The following is a 17,041-nucleotide window of genomic DNA, read 5'->3' on the forward strand; positions in this document are numbered from 1 at the left end:
ACGGCATGCCCCTGGCTCCCGCTCCCGCTCCACGGCGCCCCGGCCCGATGTCTTCCGCGAGGGCGTGTTCCTGGTCGCCGGAGCCCGCGCGATCCTGCTCCAGATCGCGCATCCCGCGGTCGGCCAGGGCGTGGCCGACCACTCCGACTTCGTGCACCGAGCAGTCGCCCGGCTGCACGGCACCCTCTCGTACCTCTACGTTCTGAACTACGGCACGCCCGACGGCGTGCGCGCCGTCCGCCGTCGCGTCAACCGTGCCCACGCGCCGGTCCGCGGCCCCGGCTACACCGCCTTCGACCCGGAGCTGCAGCGCTGGGTCGCCGCGACGCTCGCGCAGTCGATGCTGCAGCTCTACGAGGGCGTGTTCGGCGTGCTGGGCGACGAGGAGGCGGACGAGATCGTGCGCCGCTCCGCCGTGATCGGCGCAGCGCTGCAGATGCCCGAGGAGCTCTGGCCCGATTCCCGCGCCGCGTTCGACACCTACTGGGAGGAGCAGTTGGGCCGCCTCGAGGTCACCCCGGCCGCGCGCCGGGTCGCCCGCGACCTCCTCGGCGCGAGCATCTCGGCCTGGTACCTGCGCCCGTTCGGCCCCTACCTCCGCCTGGTGACCGCCGGCCTGCTCCCCGCCGAGCTGCGCGCGCCGTTCGGGTTCCGCTGGGATGCACGGCAGGAGGCGCGGTTCGACCGGGCGCTCGCGCGCACCTTCGCGGTCTACCGCCTGTTGCCGGCCGGGGTGCGCACGGCGCCGAGCCGCTACTACCTGGCCCGAGTGCGCAGGGACGTTCAGAAGGCCGGCGTGACGGTCCAGCCCGCATAGGCCGCGAGTTCGAGGCCGAGCGCCTGCGCGGCTGCACGGGCCTCGTCCACTCCACGCTCGTCGCGCACATCGACAGTCACGGGAACGCTGTCGCCGAAGCCCGCGATCTCAACTCGCGCGCTCGTCGGACCGCTGTAGAGCGGAACGTGTGCGTGCGCGGTCCGCGCACCGACGACCCGCGAGCCGGTCGCCTCGGCGATGACCGCGAGGGCGAACGGAGCCGTCACCACAGCATCGGTGGAGAGGGTCGCCTCGCCGCTCATCCGCGCCTCCTCCTCACCCCGCCCCACGCTGTGCGGGAGAACGGCTCGTGCCACCGAACGCTGCCGACGAGCTGCTGCCGCCGGCCGATGCACCGACTGTAGAGGGACGAGCGCGCGGGCGCACCCCGTGCCGCGCTGATCATCCGGCGGGATCGCTCGACGAGGACCCTGGGCGGATCTACCGTGGAGCACCCGGCATCCGCCGCGGCGGTCACCGACGACTGGAGCCCCGATGAGCATCACCGAACCCCGTCCCACCGAGGCCACCGCCGCCCCGCTCGCCGCCGCTCCGAGCGTGGGCGGGCCCGGCTCGCTCTCGGTGGCGGCGATCCTCGCGGAGGCGCGCGCCGGACACCGACCACGATCGCCCTCCGGGTCGGTCAGCAGGCCATCGACTACGCAACCCTCTGGAGCCAGACCCGCGCCTACGCGGGCGCCTTGCGCGCCCAGGGCGTGGGGCCGGGTGACCGTATCGCCCTGCTCGTGCCCAATGTCCCCGACTTCCCCCGCGGCTACTTCGCGGTCCTCGCGCTCGGCGCCGTCGTCGTCCCCGTGCACGCCCTGCTCAAGCACGACGAGATCGCGTACGTGCTGCGCGACTCCGGGGCGTCGGCGTTGATCTGCGCCGCACCACTGCTCGCCGAGGGGGCGGCGGGCGCGGCCCTCGCCGGTGTCCCCGTCCTCAGCGTGATGGTGCCGGACGGTGCGGAGTCGACGCTCCCCCGGCTCGAGGACCTCGCCGCCGCCGCGGCTCCGATCGACGGCTACGTCCCGCGCGCCCCCTCGGACACGGCGACCATCCTGTACACCAGCGGCACGACAGGCCGGCCCAAGGGGGCGGAGGGGACACACTTCGCCATCGTGTCGCAGTCGGACGTGCTGCTGATGAACACCTTCGACCTGCACCGGGGCGATGTGCTCCTCGGGGCGCTGCCGCTGTTCCACACCTTCGGGCAGGTCTGCGCGATGAACACGGCGTTCCGGACTGCTGCGACGGTGGTGCTCGTCCCCCGGTTCGACGGCGACGCGGCCCTCGAGGCGATGATCGCGCACGGCTGCACGGTGTTCGAGGGCGTGCCCACGATGTACGTCGCCCTCCTCGAGGCGGCGACCCGACGCGACGACCGCCCGCCGCTGCGCTACGCCGTCTCCGGAGGCGCGGCCCTGCCTGTCGCCGTCATCGAGCGGTTCCGCGAGATGTTCGGCGTCGAGATCTATGAGGGATACGGCCTCACCGAGACCTCGCCGGTCGCGACGTTCAACCACGTCGGGATCCCTCCTCGCGCGGGCACGGTCGGCACGCCGATCTGGGGGGTCGAGGTCGAGGTGGCCCGGCCGGAGGTCAGTGACCGCGTCGAGCTGCTCCCCCGAGGCGAGCTCGGCGAGATCGTCGTGCGCGGCCACAACCTGATGAAGGGGTACTTCGGCAACCCGGCGGCGACGGCGGAGGCGGTGATCGACGGCTGGTTCCGCACCGGCGATCTCGGCACGAAGGACGAGGAGGACTACGTCCGCATCCTCGACCGCACGAAGGACATGATCATCCGCAACGGCTACAACGTCTATCCCCGCGAGGTCGAGGAAGTGCTGGTCGGGCATCCCGCCGTGCAGAACGCCGCCGTCTTTGGCGTGCCCGACGAGCGCCACGGGCAGGAGGTGGTGGCCGCGGTGATCCTCGCCCCCTCCTCGACCGCGACCGTCGAGGAGCTGATCGTCTACGCGAACGAGCGCCTCGCCGCGTTCAAGTTCCCGCGCCGCATCGAGTTCGTCGAGGCGTTCCCCCTGGGCCCGAGCGGCAAGGTCCTCAAGCGCGAGCTCGTCGCCCGCTACGCCGGCTGATCCCTCCCGCGGGGGCGTCCGCGACGACACCGGGGCGTCCAGCACCGGCGTCGCACGACGGGCGGCTCAGGAGAGCAGCGCCCACACCGCGGAGGCGAGGGCGGCGCCGACCGCTCCACCCGCGATCACCTGGGCGGGCGTGTGCGCGCCGAGGCGCACCCGCGACCACAGGGTCGCCAGCACGATCGGAACGGTGAGCAGGAGCGAGACCGGGCCGTAGGCGATCAGCACCGCGACCGCGCAGGTCGCCACGACCGCGGCGTGGCCGGAGAGCTTCCAGACGAGGTTCACGACTCCGACCATCGCGACCACGGCGACGGTCACCACACCGAAGATACTGACGGCGGCCGGAGCCCGAGCACCACGAGGAGCACGAGGCCGATGGCTATCGAGACGAGGGCGAGACCGATCGGCAGCGCGCGCTCCCGCCGATCGGGAACGTGATGGTCGCCGTGGATCCGCCCCTTGCGCATCAGCACGCGGATGACCAGGTAGGGCAGCACGCCCACGAAGAAGGCGGCGAGAGCGCCCCACGCCATCCCGAGCAGCGGCGGGTCGGCCACGCGCGCGCCGACCACGACCGGGACGACGATCGCAAGGACCGCCGGCGAGAACGCCTCCGTCGCGAGCCGCGCCGCCGCCGGACCGCCCGCCACTACAGCTTCTCGATCGGCGCGACCTTGATCAGCAGCTTCTTGGCGCCGACCTGCTCGAAGAGCACGTGCGCGACCCGCTTGCTGCCCTCGCCGGTCACCGCGTTCACGCGGCCCTCGCCGAAGTCGGTGTGCCGGATGCGGTCGCCCGCGATCAGCTCGAGGTCGCCGTTGTCGCGGACCATCCCGGTGATCCGGTTGGGGAACTCGCCCGTGGCCCTGGGAGCGGCGGCGAGCGCCTCCCGGAACTCGGCGTTCGAGCGCGAGCGCCCGAACCCGGGGCGCTGTGCGTTGAGCGCACGCGGCTGGGTGCCGCCCCGCGACGTCGCTGCGCCCGGCGACTGACGCCACTCGATCAGCTCGGCGGGTATCTCCTGGAGGAACCGGCTGGGCATCGCGACCGAGGTCTCGCCGTACTGCGCCCGGGTCATCGCGAGCGAGAGGTAGAGGCGCTTGCGGGCGCGGGTGATGCCCACATAGAACAGCCGCCGCTCCTCCGACGGCCCGCCGGGCTCGTTCGCCGAGATGCGGTGCGGGAGGAGGTCCTCCTCGATCCCGGTGAGGAACACGGCGTCGTACTCGAGGCCCTTGGCCGTGTGCAGTGTCATCAGCGAGACGGTGCCGGAGTCGTCCTCGAGGTCGTCGGCGGCGGCGACGAGCGAGACCTCGGTGAGGAAGTCGACGAGTCCGCCGTCCGGGTTGTTCCGCGTGAACTCCTTGGTCACGGCGATGAGCTCGTCCACGTTCTCGGCGCGCGCCTCGTCCTGCGGGTCTCGGCTGGCGCGGAGCATGTCGAGGTAACCGCTGCGCGTGAGCAGCGCCGTCAACACCTCGTGCACCTTCGCCTCACCTCCCTCGCGGGCCGGGTCGAGCATCAGCGCGCACTCGTCGAGGAGGGTCGCGAGGTCGACGATCGCCCGGGTCACCTTCGGCCCCATCCCCAGCGAGCCCGCGTTGCGCATCGCCTCGCGCAGCGTCACGGCGTTGGTGTCGGCGAACGACTGCAGCTGCGCCTCCGTTGCGGGGCCGATCCCGCGCTTGGGCGTGTTCATGATGCGGCGCAGCGCGAGCACGTCGGCCGGGTTCGCGACCGTGATCAGATAGGCCAGCGCATCCTTGATCTCGGCGCGCTCGTAGAACTTGGTACCGCCGAGGATCCGGTAGGGCACCGCGGAGCGGATGAAGATCTCTTCGAGCGCACGGGTCTGCGCATTGGTGCGGTAGAAGACCGCGATCTGGTCGTAGCCCGTCCCGGCGGCGTGCAGCCGCGCGATCTCGTCCACCACGAACTGCGCCTCGTCGTGCCCCGAGTAGCCCGTGTAGCCGACGATCTTCTCGCCGGCTCCGCTGGACGACCACAGGTTCTTCGCGCGCCGGTCGAAATTGTTCGAGATGACGGCGTTCGCCGCCGAGAGGATGTTCTGCGTGGAACGGTAGTTCTGTTCGAGCAGGATCACCCTGCAGCCGGGGAAGTCGCGCTCGAACTCGACGATGTTGCGGATGTCGGCGCCGCGGAACGCGTAGATCGACTGGTCGGAGTCGCCGACGACCGTGAGGGACGCGCCCGGGATCGAGCCGTCGGCGGTGACGGGACCACGGTAGGGCCGGTCGAACTGCGCCGCCTCGATCGTCGCCCGCGGCACCGGCCGCGTCAGCTCGTGGATCAGGGAGTACTGGGCATGGTTCGTGTCCTGGTACTCGTCGACGAGCACGTGCCGGAACCGCCGCTGGTACTTCGCCGCGACATGCGGGAAGGCCCGAAAGAGGTAGACGGTCTGCGCGATCAGATCGTCGAAATCGAACGCGTTCGCCCGCTCGAGCGCTCGTGAGTACGCGCGGAACACCTGGAGGAACATCTCCTCGTTCGGATCGCTCAGGTTGGCCGTCCGGGCATAGGAGTCGGCGTCGGCGAGCTCGTTCTTGAGCTTCGAGATCTTCGCGGAGGCGCTCGCGACGGTGATGCCGAGCGAGTCGGCCTCGAGCTCCTTCACGATCCGCTTGAGCAGCGCACGCTGATCGCCCGAGTCGTAGATGGTGAACGAGCCGGTCATCCCGAAGTTCTCGGCCTCGCGGCGCAGGATCCGCACGCAGGCGGAGTGGAAGGTCGAGATCCACATCCCCTCGGCGTTCTGCCCGACCAGCTTCTCGACGCGCTCGCGCATCTCGGCCGCCGCCTTGTTGGTGAAGGTGATCGCCAGGATCTGGCTCGGCCAGGCCTCGCGGTTGTCCAGGAGGCTCGCGATGCGCCGCGTGAGCACGCTCGTCTTGCCCGAGCCGGCGCCGGCCACGATGAGCAGCGCGTCTCCGCGGTACTCGACCGCCTCGCGCTGCTGCGGGTTGAGACCTGCGACGAGCTGCTCGTGCGCCGGGTCGGTGCGGAGGTCGTCGGCGGAGGCGCCGGGGGGACCGACGATGACCGGGGTGGCGCGGGAGTCGCTCGGATCGAAGAGGAAGCTCATGTCCCTCCGAGTGTAGATCGCACCTCCGACACCGGGCGCCGGGCTCAGGCTGCGCGCTGGAGCGGGGTCGACGCCGTCAGCGCCCCTCCCACGTCGAGCCCGCGCCAGGCGAGCGAGAAACCCAGGACGGAGAGGGTCGAGGTCGACACCGCGAGCAACTGCAGCAGCACGAAGGCGATGAGGTCCTTGGTGTCGTCCGGGTAGTACTGGATGCCCTGCACCGCCAGTGCGGCCAGCAGCGCCACGACGAGCAGCGAGCACCAGAGCAGGAACCGGCGGACGCTGCGCCGCGACGCAGTCCGCGGCGCACGTCCCACCTGGGCCCGCGTCGTCAACCAGGCGCAGGCGAGGGAGGCGGACGCCAGCGCAACGAGATCCGCACCGAGAACATCGCTCACGCGGTGCCACGAGGCGGCCATCGTCAGGTTGCCGACGAGCACCACGATCGCGCCGCCGAGCGCGAGCACCACCGTGCGGGCACGACCGGGGACCACGATGGCCAGGGCGAAGACCACCGAGACGGCCGCTGCCGTGTGCCCGCTCGGGAAGCTGCCGCCGATGTACTGCGAATCGGCGTCGATGAGGGCGGGCCGGTCGAGGACCACGTTCTTGAGGAACTGGGTGACGGCGGCCGTGGCGACGATCGAGGCGACGGAGGCGACGGCGAGCGCCGGGCGCCTCCGGATCAGCGCGATCGCCGCGACCAGCAGCGCCCCGACGATCATCGAGGTCGGAGTGACGTCGGCGAGCGCACCGGCAGCGACGCCGGTCGCACGGCCGAAGATCAGATCGGCGCCGCGCAGCCCGGAGTTCTCGACACCTTGACCCTGCGGCGTGAGGACGGCGAGTCCGTAGACGGCGCCCAGCCCGAGGACGGCGAGGACCGCGGCGGTGATCCAGCGGCGGGTGATGCGGACGCGAGTGGTCACGGGTCGACCTCCTCTCGGGTGGCGGTGGGCGGACGACGCCGTGCGGGGCTGACGCGGCCGTGCGGGGACACAGCGGTGTGGAGTCCCGATGATGCCAGCGGAGCCTTCGGACCGCCTGTCCACGCGCCGGGCGGCCGCCGGACGTGCGCCCGCGCGGCTCAGCCGCCCGACCGACCCTCCGCCACGGCCCGCGCCTCGAGGGCGAGATCCGGCTGATCGGCGAACACGCCGTCGACTCCGGTGCCCAGGATCGCCGCGAACTCGTCCTGCCAGGCGCCGTACGCCGCCGGATCCTTCCCGCGGCGGTGGGCCTTCCCGAGGAAGCGGTTCTCGGCGCGGAGCGTCCAGCAGTAGACCTCGAGGCCGACGGCGTGCGCGTCGGCGACCAGCGGGCTCACCCCTGCGGCGCGATCGCCCGTGTCGTGGGAGAGGAGCATGCTCCGGTCGACGCTGATCCCGTCGACCGCGCCCGCGAGGTTGCGCAGACCGGAAGCGGTGGCGAACGCCGTGAACGGAGTCGCGTACTCGCCGTGCGCCGCGACCAGATCCGGCGGCGCTCCCCGCGACTCGAGGAGGAAGACCCGCCGCGCCCCGACTCCCCTCACTGCCAGCCGCTCGAGGACCGTCTTCTCGAAGCTCTCGATCGTGAGGCGCGGGTCGCGCGGGCCCCAGCCGGCGGCGGACAGCTCGTGGCGCAGCAGGACGTCGAGCGGGAGCCCGATCGCCGCGAAGTACGTCGCGTGCTTGATCTCGGCGACGAGCCCGGGAGGCGCCTCCGGGGCGTCCTCCGCCGCCCGGTCGAGCAGCGCCAGCAGCTCGCTGAACCGCAACAGCGGGAACTGGCCGTCGAAGGTGGCGCTGGAGGTGCGCACCGCCGGGAGGCGCTCACGGGCGCGCAGGACGGAGAGCTCGTCCCAGGTGAAGTCCTCGGTGAACCAGCCGGTGATCTCCCGGCCGTCGATCCGCTTCGTCGTGCGCCGCTGGGCGAACTCCGGGCGGCGCTCCACGTCGGTGGTCCCCGAGATCTCGTTCTCGTGCCGCAGCACCAGGACGCCGTCTCGGGTCGCGACGAGGTCGGGCTCGACCGCGTCGGCGCCCAGGGCGATCGCGAGCTCGTAGGCGGAGCGCGTGTGCTCGGGGCGGTACCCGCTCGCTCCGCGGTGGGCGAAGACGAGCGGAGAGGGGCGCGCAACCATGCCGCGATCCTACGGGCGGCCCGGACTCGCGGCCGAGTCGAGGTCCGCTCGAAGAGAACAGCCAGACTCTGAGAGGCGCTCTCAGATAAGGTGGTGTCCATCGTCGCGGTACCCTCGGGCTTCCGCGGCGCATCCCCCGCCCACAGCGACTCAGATCCGCGAGTTCCCTCGGAGACCAGCGCACCTGAGAGAAGAGGAACCATGGCTAGCAACAATCCGGCGTTCGGCGCCCGGAGTTCAGCAACCGCGGCTACGCCGGCCGCGTGCAGGATCTCCCGGACGTCTCACCCGACACGCTCGACCAGATGTACAACCGTCCGGCCGCCAGCTCGGTCGAGACCGATCGGATGACCGTCGAGGACACTCTCGCGAAGACGGCCCTCGCCTTCGTCGTGCTCCTCGCGGGTGCGGCCGTGGGCTGGTTCGTGCCGCAGCTCATGCTGCCGGCCGTCCTCGTCGCACTGGTGCTGGGCATCGTCAACGCCTTCAAGAAGATCCCGTCGCCCGCCCTGATCCTCGGCTACGCCGCGACACAGGGCATCGGAGTCGGCGCGATCTCGCGCTTCTTCGAGAGCGCCTACGCCGGAGCGGTCGTCCAGGCCCTCCTGGCGACGGTCATCGTGATCGGCGTCACCCTGGCGCTGTTCATGAACGGCAAGATCCGCACCTCGCCGAAGCTGAACAAGATCTTCTTCATCGGCATGATCAGCTACGCGGTCTTCTCGCTCGTGAACCTGGGCCTGGGCCTGTTCGGCGTCGGCGGAGGCTTCGGTCTGCGGACCGGCTTCCTCGGCATCGTGATCGGCCTCATCGCCATCGCTCTCGCCACCTACTCGCTCGTGATGGACTTCGAGTTCATCCAGCAGGGCGTCCGCAACCGCGCCCCGCGCATCTACGGCTGGACCGGCGCCTACGGCGTCCTGGTCACCGTCGTGTGGATGTACCTCGAGCTCCTGCGCCTCGTCGCGATCTTCCGCGAGTAGCCGCACCGTGAACGACGACGGGCGCTCGACCTCAGGGTCGGGCGCCCGTCGTCGTTGCTGGCCTGCTCGCGTCGGGGCTGGCACGATGGAGCGATGGCCATCGTCCGCGACTCCCGCATCGTCGGCCTCGACGTCGCCCGCGGGATCGCGGTGCTGGGGATGTTCGCCGCCCACCTCGCGCCGGTGGAGCGCGAGATGGTCTGGAACGGTCGCAGCTCGGTGCTCTTCGCGGTGCTCGCCGGAGTGTCGATCGGGCTGATCACGGGCGGCGCCGGCCGCTCGACCCGACCGTGGCGCGACACGGCGTCGATCCTCCTCCGGGGGCTCTACCTCCTCGCGATAGGCGTCGCGCTGACGCTGCTCGGCACGCCGATCGCGGTGATCCTGCCGCACTACGGGCTGATGTTCGCGGTGGCGGCGCTTCTGCTGTTCCTGCCGCGCGCCGTGCTCGCCGCCCTGGTCGTGCTCGTCGCGATCGCGGGCCCGATCGTCGTCGACGAGATCGCGACGGCCGGAGACTCCTGGCTGTCGACGCTGACGCCCGGGGAGGCGCTGCTCGCCGCTCAACCGCTCACCTGGCTGACTCAGTACTACCCCGTGCCGTCGTGGCTCGCCTACGTGACGCTCGGCATCCTGATCGCGCGCTGCGACCTGCGGTCGGCGACCACCCAGCGCTGGGTGGTGGTCGGCGGAGCCGTGGCCGCCGCAGTCGGCTACGGCGGGGGTCTGCTGCTCGGAGGTCCCGAAACGGTCGAGGCGCATGCGAGCACGACCGCCGAGCTGCTCGGCGCGGGCGGTGTCGCAGCGGTCGTGCTCGGCTCGCTGACCGCGCTCGCCGAGCGCCTGCCGCTGCTGCGCACCGTGACGGCTCCGCTCGCCGCCGTCGGCGCCATGCCCCTCACGATCTACTGCCTGCAGCTCGTCGCACTGGCCGTCTACCTCGTGCCGTACGAGCCGTTCGACTTCGAGGCCTGGCGCAGCTGGACCCTGCTGGGGGTGTTCGCGCTCGGCTCCGTCGTCGTCGCGCTGGCGTGGCGACAGCTGGTCGGGCAGGGGCCACTGGAGTGGCTGCTCTCGCGCGCCTCACTGCGGCCTCGGGCTCCGATCTCACGCGCGGCGCTGGGCTAGGGTGGCCGGATGATCACGCGTCGCGAGGCCGCTCAGCGCCTCGACATCCCTCTCGAGATGGCGACGCGGCACGGCATCCCCACCCGTCTCTCCGAGGAGGAGCTCGCAGCCCTCGAGCAGGACCCGCCGCCGTGGCTCCTGCAGTCGCGCGCGAACCGCACGGGGAAGCGCCCGGTCTGGGTGACGCTGGGCTGCACGGTCTGCGGCCGCTCCGAGGCCGCGCGCCCCAAGAAGTGGTGGCCCGAGTTCACGTTCCTCGTCTGCGAGGACCACTCCCCCGACGCCTGGCCGCCTCATCCCGAGGGGCACCGCCGCGACGAGTACGACGGCATCGGCACCCGTTTCATCGGAGTCCTCGACACCGCCGTCTGACCCGCCGCCTCTCGGCCCCTCCGCCGGCCCCGTGTGGTCCGCAGGAGCATCAGGTGAGGTCAGCAGGGGATCCGGCTCCTCCGAGGACGTGCGGCAGAACCCGCCCCTCGACTGCGATCCCCCCCGACCGCACCGGCACCCTGCTTCACCGACGAACGGGCCCCCGAGGAGGCCCGTTCGTCTGAGCGGCGTCGCCGCTGCTACTCCCACTCGATGGTGCCGGGGGGCTTGGACGTGACGTCGAGCACCACGCGGTTCACTCCGCTCACCTCGTTGGTGATGCGGTTCGAGATGCGGGCGAGCAGGTCGTAGGGAAGGCGGGTCCAGTCGGCGGTCATCGCATCCTCGGAGGAGACGGGTCGCAGCACGATCGGGTGGCCGTAGGTGCGGCCGTCGCCCTGGACGCCGACGGAGCGCACGTCGGCGAGGAGCACGACGGGGCACTGCCAGATCTCGCCGTCGAGGCCTGCGGCGGTGAGTTCCGCGCGGACGATCGCATCGGCGTCCTGGAGCAGGTCGAGCCGCTCCTGGGTGACCTCGCCGACGATGCGGATCCCCAGGCCCGGACCGGGGAACGGCTGGCGGCCGACGATGGCCTCGGGGAGACCGAGCTCGCGGCCGATCGCGCGGACCTCGTCCTTGAACAGCGTTCGCAGCGGCTCGACGAGGGCGAACTGCAGGTCCTCCGGGAGGCCGCCGACGTTGTGGTGGGACTTGATGTTGGCGGTGCCGGTGCCGCCGCCGGACTCGACCACGTCGGGGTAGAGCGTGCCCTGGACCAGGAAGTCGATCGACTCGCCCTCGCCCTTCGCCTCGAGCACCAGCGCCTCGGCGGCGGCCTCGAAGGTGCGGATGAACTCGCGGCCGATGATCTTCCGCTTCTGCTCGGGGTCGCCGACTCCGGCGAGAGCATCGAGGAACTGCTCGCGGGCGTCGACCGTGACGAGGCGGATGCCGGTCGCGGCGACGTAGTCCTCCTCGACCTGGCGGCGCTCGTCCTTGCGGAGGAGGCCGTGGTCCACGAACACGCAGGTCAGCTGGTCGCCGATCGCGCGGTGCACGATCGCGGCGGCGACGGCGGAGTCAACGCCTCCGGACAGGCCGCAGATGACCCGGCCCGCTCCCACCTGTTCGCGGATGACGGCGACCTGATCCTCGATGACGTTCGACGAGTTCCAGTCGGCCGGGATACCGGCAGCGCGGTGGAGGAAGTTCTCGATGACGGCCTGGCCGTGCGCGGAGTGCTTGACCTCGGGGTGCCACTGCACCCCGTAGAGACGCCGCTCGTCGTTGCCGAAGGCGGCCACCGGCGTCGAGCTCGTGGAGGCGAGGACCTCGAAGCCCTCGGGGGCCTTCGCGACGGAGTCGCCGTGGCTCATCCACACCGTCTGGTCGGCGGGCTGCTCGCCGAGGAGCACACCGCCGTCGGTCGAGAGCGCCGCGTCGGTCGCCCCGTACTCGCGCAGGCCGGTGTTGGCGACCTCGCCGCCGAGGGTCTTGGCCATGACCTGGAAGCCGTAGCAGATGCCCAGGACGGGGACCCCGAGGTCGAAGATGGCCGGGTCGAGCTGCGGAGCGCCCTCCTCGTAGACGCTGGAGGGGCCTCCGGAGAGGATGATGCCGACGGGCGATTTCGCGGCGATCTCAGCGGCGGTCGCGTTCGAGGGCACGATCTCGGAGTAGACGTTCGCCTCGCGGACCCGACGCGCGATCAGCTGCGCGTACTGGGCGCCGAAGTCGACGACGAGGACGGGCTGCGCGGCCAGTTGGGGCTGGGGAGCGGTGGACGGGTCGCTAATGGGGGGCCTCCACGGAGTCGGTCGGGGTCTTCGGGCCGGAGCCGGCGGTCCGGCGCTCAAGGTACTGCTCGACCTCGCGGGCGATGCGGGTCTCGACGAAGAAGGAGAGCGTCGGCACCACTCCGCCCAGCGCGATGAGCACGAACCGCGCGAACGGCCAGCGCATCAGGCTCCAGAGGCGGAAGTCGGCGAAGAGGTAGACCACGTAGAACCAGCCGTGAGCGATCAGGATGCCGGTGGAGACGTTCGCTCCGGTGCCGCTGGACCTGTACTCGCCCCCGGGCACCTCGTACATCGGCGCGAAGTGCAGCACGCCCTGCTGCCCGAAGGCGAACAGCTCGAGGTGGAACACGTACTTCAGCAGCATCTCGGCGCAGAGCAGGAGCAGCATCACGCCGGTGATGATCGAGGTCGCCCGGTAGAAGCGGAGCGCGCTCCGGATCGCAGGGAACTGCGCGGGCTTGGGCTCGAGGGGCATGACGACCAGTTTACGGTGCGGACGACGCAGCCTCGGCCCGGTCGGTCAGGGCACGTTCCTCGGCGTCGAGGGCCTCCTCGGCCTCGCGCTCCCACGCGTCGCGGACCAGCCGGAACCACAGGTAGAGCGCGAAGCCCGCGAACACGACCCACTCGATCGCATAGAACACGTTCAGCCAGTTGAGCGAGACATCGCTCACCCGCGCCGGGGAGTCGATGGCCTCCAGGCCGCCGACCGGATCGTCGACGACGACGTAGCCTGGTAGACGTCGGCCGGCGGATCGGGCCAGCGGTTGATCAGAGCCGGTATCGAGAGCGCCGTGAGGGTCATCGGGTCCAGCCCTTCGGCGGGCGCCTCCGCGGCTTCGTTCGCCACGAAGCGGCCGGTGAACGACTCCGGGGCCTGCTCGGCGCCGCCGTTCAGCCGGTCGGCGACGGACTGCGCGGCGGCCCGGTCCGCGGTCCATCCGTAGGCGAGGACGAGATCGGCCGCGTCGGTCCGTGTGCGCGCGATGACCCACCAGCCGGGCTGCTCCCCGTTCAGGCGTCCACCGAGGATCTCGGCGCCGCCGGGGACGAGGACCGAGCGTCCTTCGACGCGCTGGCCGTCGGCCGTCGCCGTGATCGAGCGGGAGGGGCTGGCGACGTCCTCGAGGGGCAGCGTCGTCTCCGAGACTCCGGAGTCGGGCGCAGCGGCGTCGACCGCCCGGCCGATCTGCCATTGGCCGAGGGCGGCGAAGAGGCCGGCGATCACGAGCGCGAGCAGTAGTGCACCGATCCAGCGCGGGCGCCGGGCCACCTGCCACACCGTGCTCTGCGTCATTCGTCCCTCGTCCGCCGTCGCCCCGCGCCGTGTCCAGCGGGCGGGAGGAAGCCTAACCCGTGCGCGTGGGAGCTCCGTGGGATCAGTAGTCCGGCTCGCGCGGTCGCCGCGGGCGGCCGTCGTCGGCCCCGTCCGACTGCTGCATCGCCTGGTCGATCAGGGTCTGCCGCACCGGGTCCGGGACGTCGTCGTCGAGCTCGTCGCGCTCCACGGCGCGCCGGGGCGGCGTGGTCTGCTCCAGACCGTCGTCCGCCGGAGCGGCCATCGCGGCCTCGACCAGCGCGAAGTCCTCGTCGTCCATCGCCGAGCGCACGGTGGCGGGCGAGCGGTGCCGGCGGCGCGAGAGGAACGCTCCGATGCTCTCGGAGCGGGAGGCGAGGATCGGGCCGACGATCGCCATGATCAGCACGTAGAGGCCGGCGAACGGCTGGATCCGCTCGTCGAGGCCCGCCGAGAGCGACAGTGTGGCCAGGATGAGGGCGAACTCGCCGCGGTTGTGCAGGATGAACGCCGCATTCAGACCCGCGCGCGGCCCGAGCCTGTTCAGCCAGGCGACGAACTGGCCGGCGCCGAGGTTGAGCACGATGGTCATCGCGGAGGCGATCAGCACCGGGACGACGACGCTCGGAAAGGCGCCCGGGTCGAGCCCGAGCCCGAAGTTCACGAAGAAGAACGCGCCGAACACGTCACGCAGGGGGATGGCGATGTGCTCGACCCGGGAGCGGAACCGCGTCGCTCCGATGACCAGGCCGATGAGGAAGGCGCCGATCGCGTCCGTCACTCCCAGGATCTCGCCGATGCCGCCGAAGAGGATCGCGAGACCGAAGAACAGGATCGTGAACAGCTCGTCGTCGCGCGTGCGGAACAGCTGCGAGACGACCCGGCCGCCCCAGCGCGCGACAGCGAACATCACCACGAGGAACGCGAAGGCGATCAGCAGCTTGAGCACGACCGGCCACGGCTCGGTCTCACCCGAGAGCACGACCGAGACGATCGCCAGGTACACCGCGATGAAGATGTCCTCGACCACCGTCACGCCCAGGATCATCGGCGTCTCGGGATTGGCGAGGCGCTTGAGCTCGATCAGCAGCTTCGTGACGATCGCACTCGAACTCGTGGCGGTGATGCCCGCGATGATGAGCGCCTCGCGGCTCCCCCAGCCGAGAAGGAAGCCGAAGCCGAGCCCGACCGCCATGTTCACGGCGATGTACGAGCCGCCGGAGAGGATCAGGCGCCCGGCGTTCCCGAAGAACTCGTCCTGATCGAACTCAAGACCGAGGTTGAACAGGAGCAGGATCAGCCCGAAGACGGCGGTCAGCTCGATGTAGCTCGCGTCGAAGTCGAGGGGGAACAGCGGGAAGTTCGGGCTCGCCAGGAGTCCGACGACCATGTAGATAGGGATGGCCGGGAGCCCGATCGTCCTCCCCAGCCGGCCGAGGACGTAGGCGACGACGAACAGGATCCCGAGGACGATGAGGTCTTCGCCGTGGTGCATCCCTCAGGCTCCGGGTGGGGCGTCGACCGTCTTGGCGGAGGGGCCGCTGCGGAAGTAGGAGAAGGCCTTGGCGACCTTCTCGGGGCTGCCCGCGACCACGAGGGTGTCGCCCGGGAACACGCGGAAGTCGGGGGCGGGAGCAGGGTTCGCCGCGTCGCCGCGCACGACCGCGACCACGGTCAGGCCGACAATCCCGCGATCGGCCGGCTTGCCGAGCTGCTGCCCGGCGATGTGGTCGTCGTAGTCGACCGTGAACCAGTCGATCGAGAGGCCGGGGATCTGGTCGAGCGCGGTCAGCGACTCGGTGATCTGCGTGCCGCCGAGCAGCTCGGCGAGCGTGTGCGCCTCGTCGTCGCTCAGGCGGAGCGAGACCTTCGCGCCGTCCTGGTCGCCCTCGGCGAAGGTGATGAGGTCGCTGTGACCGGAGCGGTGGGCGATGACGCCGACCTTGCCTCCGTCGGCCGTGAGGAACGTGTGCAGAACGCCCACTCCGGGCAGTTTGACCCTGCGGACCTCGACCATGCGTGCTCCCTCCGCGCCGTGCGGCGCTCCCACTCGGGACTTCCAGCTTAGGTGCGCGGGACTCCCTCCGGCCGAGGGAACCCCGACCCGTCCAGGGAGCCCGCGGATCGAGGCGACCTCGACGGTCCGGGGTTCCCTCGCTCGGTGAACGTCAGCTGGGCTGGTACGGCGCGACGACGACCTCGACGCGCTGGAACTCCTTGAGATCGGAGTAGCCGGTGGTCGCCATCGATCGGCGGAGCGCGCCGATCAGGTTGGCGGTGCCGTCGGCTCCGGTCGCGGGGCCGTAGAGCACCTGCTCGAGCGTACCGACGGTGCCCACCTGCACCCGTCGGCCCCGGGGCAGCTGCGGGTGGTGCGCCTCCGCACCCCAGTGCCAGCCGCCTCCGGGCGCGTCGGTCGCGCGTGCGAGCGCCGAGCCGAGCATGACCGCATCGGCGCCGACCGCGACGGCCTTCACGATGTCGCCGGAGGTGCCGAGGCCGCCGTCGGCGATCACGTGCACGTAGCGTCCGCCCGACTCGTCGAGGTAGTCGCGGCGGGCGCCGGCGACGTCGGCGACGGCGGTGGCCATCGGGGCCTGGATGCCGAGCGTGGTGCGGGTGGTGGAGGCGGCACCTCCGCCGAAGCCGACGAGCACGCCGGCGGCCCCGGTCCGCATGAGGTGCAGGGCAGCGGTGTAGGTCGACGCGCCGCCGACGATGACCGGAACGTCGAGCTCGTAGATGAACTTCTTGAGGTTCAACGGCTCGGTGTCGCGCGAGACGTGCTCGGCCGAGACCGTCGTCCCTCGGATGACGAAGACGTCCACTCCCGCGTCGACGACCGTCTGGTAGAGCTCGGCCGTGCGCTGGGGCGAGAGCGCACCGGCAACGGTGACGCCCGCGGCGCGGATCTCGGCCAGACGCGCGGTGACGAGCTCGGGGCGGATCGGCGCGGAATAGATCTCCTGCATCCGTGCCGTCGCCGCCTCGGCAGGGAGTCCCCGGATCTCGGCGAGCAGCGGCTCCGGGTCCTCGTAGCGGGTCCACAGCCCCTCGAGGTCGAGCACACCCAGCGCCCCCAAGCGCCCCAACGTGATCGCTGTCGCGGGCGAGACCACCGAGTCCATCGGCGCCGCGAGGATCGGCGTCGCGAACTGGTACGCGTCGATCGACCACTTCACCGATACGACCTCGGGGTCACGCGTACGGCGACTCGGCACGACGGCGATGTCGTCGAAGGCGTACGCGCGGCGGGCGCGCTTGGCGCGCCCGATCTCGATCTCCATAGCGCCGAGTTTACTG

18 protein-coding genes are annotated in these 17,041 nt (G+C 71.3%); 5 read left to right on the forward strand and 13 right to left on the reverse strand.

Annotated features, from left to right (window positions below; all coding sequences use genetic code 11):
- Nucleotides 1–64 precede the first annotated feature (64 nt).
- Nucleotides 65–817 carry an oxygenase MpaB family protein gene (locus ACH61_RS03500; RefSeq protein ID WP_068208661.1) on the forward strand — a complete coding sequence of 251 codons (753 nt, stop codon included), beginning with the start codon at nucleotides 65–67 and terminating at the stop codon, nucleotides 815–817.
- Here ACH61_RS03500 and ACH61_RS03505 read toward each other — a convergent pair.
- Complete coding sequence (locus ACH61_RS03505) at nucleotides 784–1,080, reverse strand: Rossmann-fold NAD(P)-binding domain-containing protein (RefSeq protein ID WP_068208663.1); 297 nt, start codon at nucleotides 1,078–1,080, stop codon at nucleotides 784–786. The genes ACH61_RS03500 and ACH61_RS03505 overlap by 34 nt on opposite strands.
- Nucleotides 1,081–1,263: 183 nt before the next feature.
- Here ACH61_RS03505 and ACH61_RS03510 point away from each other — a divergent pair, with 183 nt between their 5' ends.
- Entirely contained in the window at nucleotides 1,264–2,919 is a 1,656-nt protein-coding gene (locus ACH61_RS03510; protein ID WP_330220119.1) for a long-chain-fatty-acid--CoA ligase, read from the forward strand.
- 66 nt (nucleotides 2,920–2,985) lie between these two features.
- Here ACH61_RS03510 and ACH61_RS16055 read toward each other — a convergent pair whose 3' ends face one another.
- The 5 genes from ACH61_RS16055 to ACH61_RS03530 form a co-directional block, all read right to left on the reverse strand.
- Entirely contained in the window at nucleotides 2,986–3,243 is a 258-nt protein-coding gene (locus tag ACH61_RS16055; protein ID WP_153038789.1) for a phosphatase PAP2 family protein, read from the reverse strand.
- Nucleotides 3,240–3,575: a hypothetical protein gene (locus ACH61_RS16060; RefSeq protein WP_082844980.1), complete on the reverse strand. Its 336-nt coding sequence runs from the start codon at nucleotides 3,573–3,575 to the stop codon at nucleotides 3,240–3,242. Before ACH61_RS16060 ends, ACH61_RS16055 begins: the two co-directional genes overlap by 4 nt.
- Nucleotides 3,575–6,031: an ATP-dependent helicase gene (locus tag ACH61_RS03520; protein ID WP_068208665.1), complete on the reverse strand. Its 2,457-nt coding sequence runs from the start codon at nucleotides 6,029–6,031 to the stop codon at nucleotides 3,575–3,577. Before ACH61_RS03520 ends, ACH61_RS16060 begins: the two co-directional genes overlap by 1 nt.
- A 44-nt stretch (nucleotides 6,032–6,075) precedes the next feature.
- A complete protein-coding gene (locus ACH61_RS03525) occupies nucleotides 6,076–6,960 on the reverse strand; it encodes a phosphatase PAP2 family protein (RefSeq protein ID WP_082844981.1) in 885 nt (294 codons plus the stop codon).
- Nucleotides 6,961–7,118: 158 nt separating this feature from the next.
- Nucleotides 7,119–8,156, reverse strand: a complete 1,038-nt coding sequence (locus ACH61_RS03530; RefSeq protein WP_068208668.1) for a glycerophosphodiester phosphodiesterase family protein — start codon at nucleotides 8,154–8,156, stop codon at nucleotides 7,119–7,121.
- A 263-nt stretch (nucleotides 8,157–8,419) separates the two neighbouring features.
- On the opposite strand from ACH61_RS03530, the gene ACH61_RS03535 reads away from it, so the two are divergent.
- The 3 genes from ACH61_RS03535 (at nucleotide 8,420) to ACH61_RS03545 (ending at nucleotide 10,639) form a co-directional block, all read left to right on the forward strand.
- Nucleotides 8,420–9,139 (forward strand): Bax inhibitor-1/YccA family protein, encoded by a 720-nt coding sequence (locus ACH61_RS03535; RefSeq protein ID WP_236713523.1) that lies wholly within the window; start codon nucleotides 8,420–8,422, stop codon nucleotides 9,137–9,139.
- 93 nt (nucleotides 9,140–9,232) lie between these two features.
- Nucleotides 9,233–10,267: a DUF418 domain-containing protein gene (locus tag ACH61_RS03540; protein WP_068208671.1), complete on the forward strand. Its 1,035-nt coding sequence runs from the start codon at nucleotides 9,233–9,235 to the stop codon at nucleotides 10,265–10,267.
- Between the two features lie 9 nt (nucleotides 10,268–10,276).
- A complete protein-coding gene (locus ACH61_RS03545) occupies nucleotides 10,277–10,639 on the forward strand; it encodes a hypothetical protein (protein WP_068208673.1) in 363 nt (120 codons plus the stop codon).
- Nucleotides 10,640–10,839: 200 nt separating this feature from the next.
- On the opposite strand, the gene guaA is transcribed toward ACH61_RS03545, so the two are convergent.
- From guaA to ACH61_RS03575, 7 genes are all read right to left on the reverse strand, one after another.
- Entirely contained in the window at nucleotides 10,840–12,405 is a 1,566-nt protein-coding gene (guaA, locus tag ACH61_RS03550) for a glutamine-hydrolyzing GMP synthase (protein WP_132504967.1), read from the reverse strand.
- Between the two features lie 28 nt (nucleotides 12,406–12,433).
- On the reverse strand, nucleotides 12,434–12,916 hold the full coding sequence (locus ACH61_RS03555; protein ID WP_068208676.1) for a DUF3817 domain-containing protein: 483 nt from the start codon (nucleotides 12,914–12,916) through the stop codon (nucleotides 12,434–12,436).
- A gap of 10 nt (nucleotides 12,917–12,926) precedes the next feature.
- Entirely contained in the window at nucleotides 12,927–13,115 is a 189-nt protein-coding gene (locus ACH61_RS16065; RefSeq protein WP_082844982.1) for a hypothetical protein, read from the reverse strand.
- Nucleotides 13,112–13,738, reverse strand: coding sequence for an SURF1 family cytochrome oxidase biogenesis protein (locus ACH61_RS03560; RefSeq protein ID WP_082844983.1), 627 nt, complete (start codon nucleotides 13,736–13,738; stop codon nucleotides 13,112–13,114). Before ACH61_RS03560 ends, ACH61_RS16065 begins: the two co-directional genes overlap by 4 nt.
- A gap of 82 nt (nucleotides 13,739–13,820) precedes the next feature.
- Nucleotides 13,821–15,233: a cation:proton antiporter gene (locus ACH61_RS03565; RefSeq protein ID WP_068208679.1), complete on the reverse strand. Its 1,413-nt coding sequence runs from the start codon at nucleotides 15,231–15,233 to the stop codon at nucleotides 13,821–13,823.
- A 3-nt stretch (nucleotides 15,234–15,236) separates the two neighbouring features.
- On the reverse strand, nucleotides 15,237–15,755 hold the full coding sequence (locus ACH61_RS03570; protein ID WP_068208693.1) for a cation:proton antiporter regulatory subunit: 519 nt from the start codon (nucleotides 15,753–15,755) through the stop codon (nucleotides 15,237–15,239).
- A gap of 151 nt (nucleotides 15,756–15,906) precedes the next feature.
- The gene (locus tag ACH61_RS03575; RefSeq protein WP_068208684.1) at nucleotides 15,907–17,025 is read right to left on the reverse strand and encodes a GuaB3 family IMP dehydrogenase-related protein; all 1,119 of its coding nucleotides are present in this window, start codon (nucleotides 17,023–17,025) and stop codon (nucleotides 15,907–15,909) included.
- Nucleotides 17,026–17,041 lie beyond the last annotated feature (16 nt).

Source organism: Rathayibacter tanaceti, assembly GCF_001634385.1.
GTDB classification, from domain to species: Bacteria; Actinomycetota; Actinomycetes; order Actinomycetales; family Microbacteriaceae; genus Rathayibacter; species Rathayibacter tanaceti.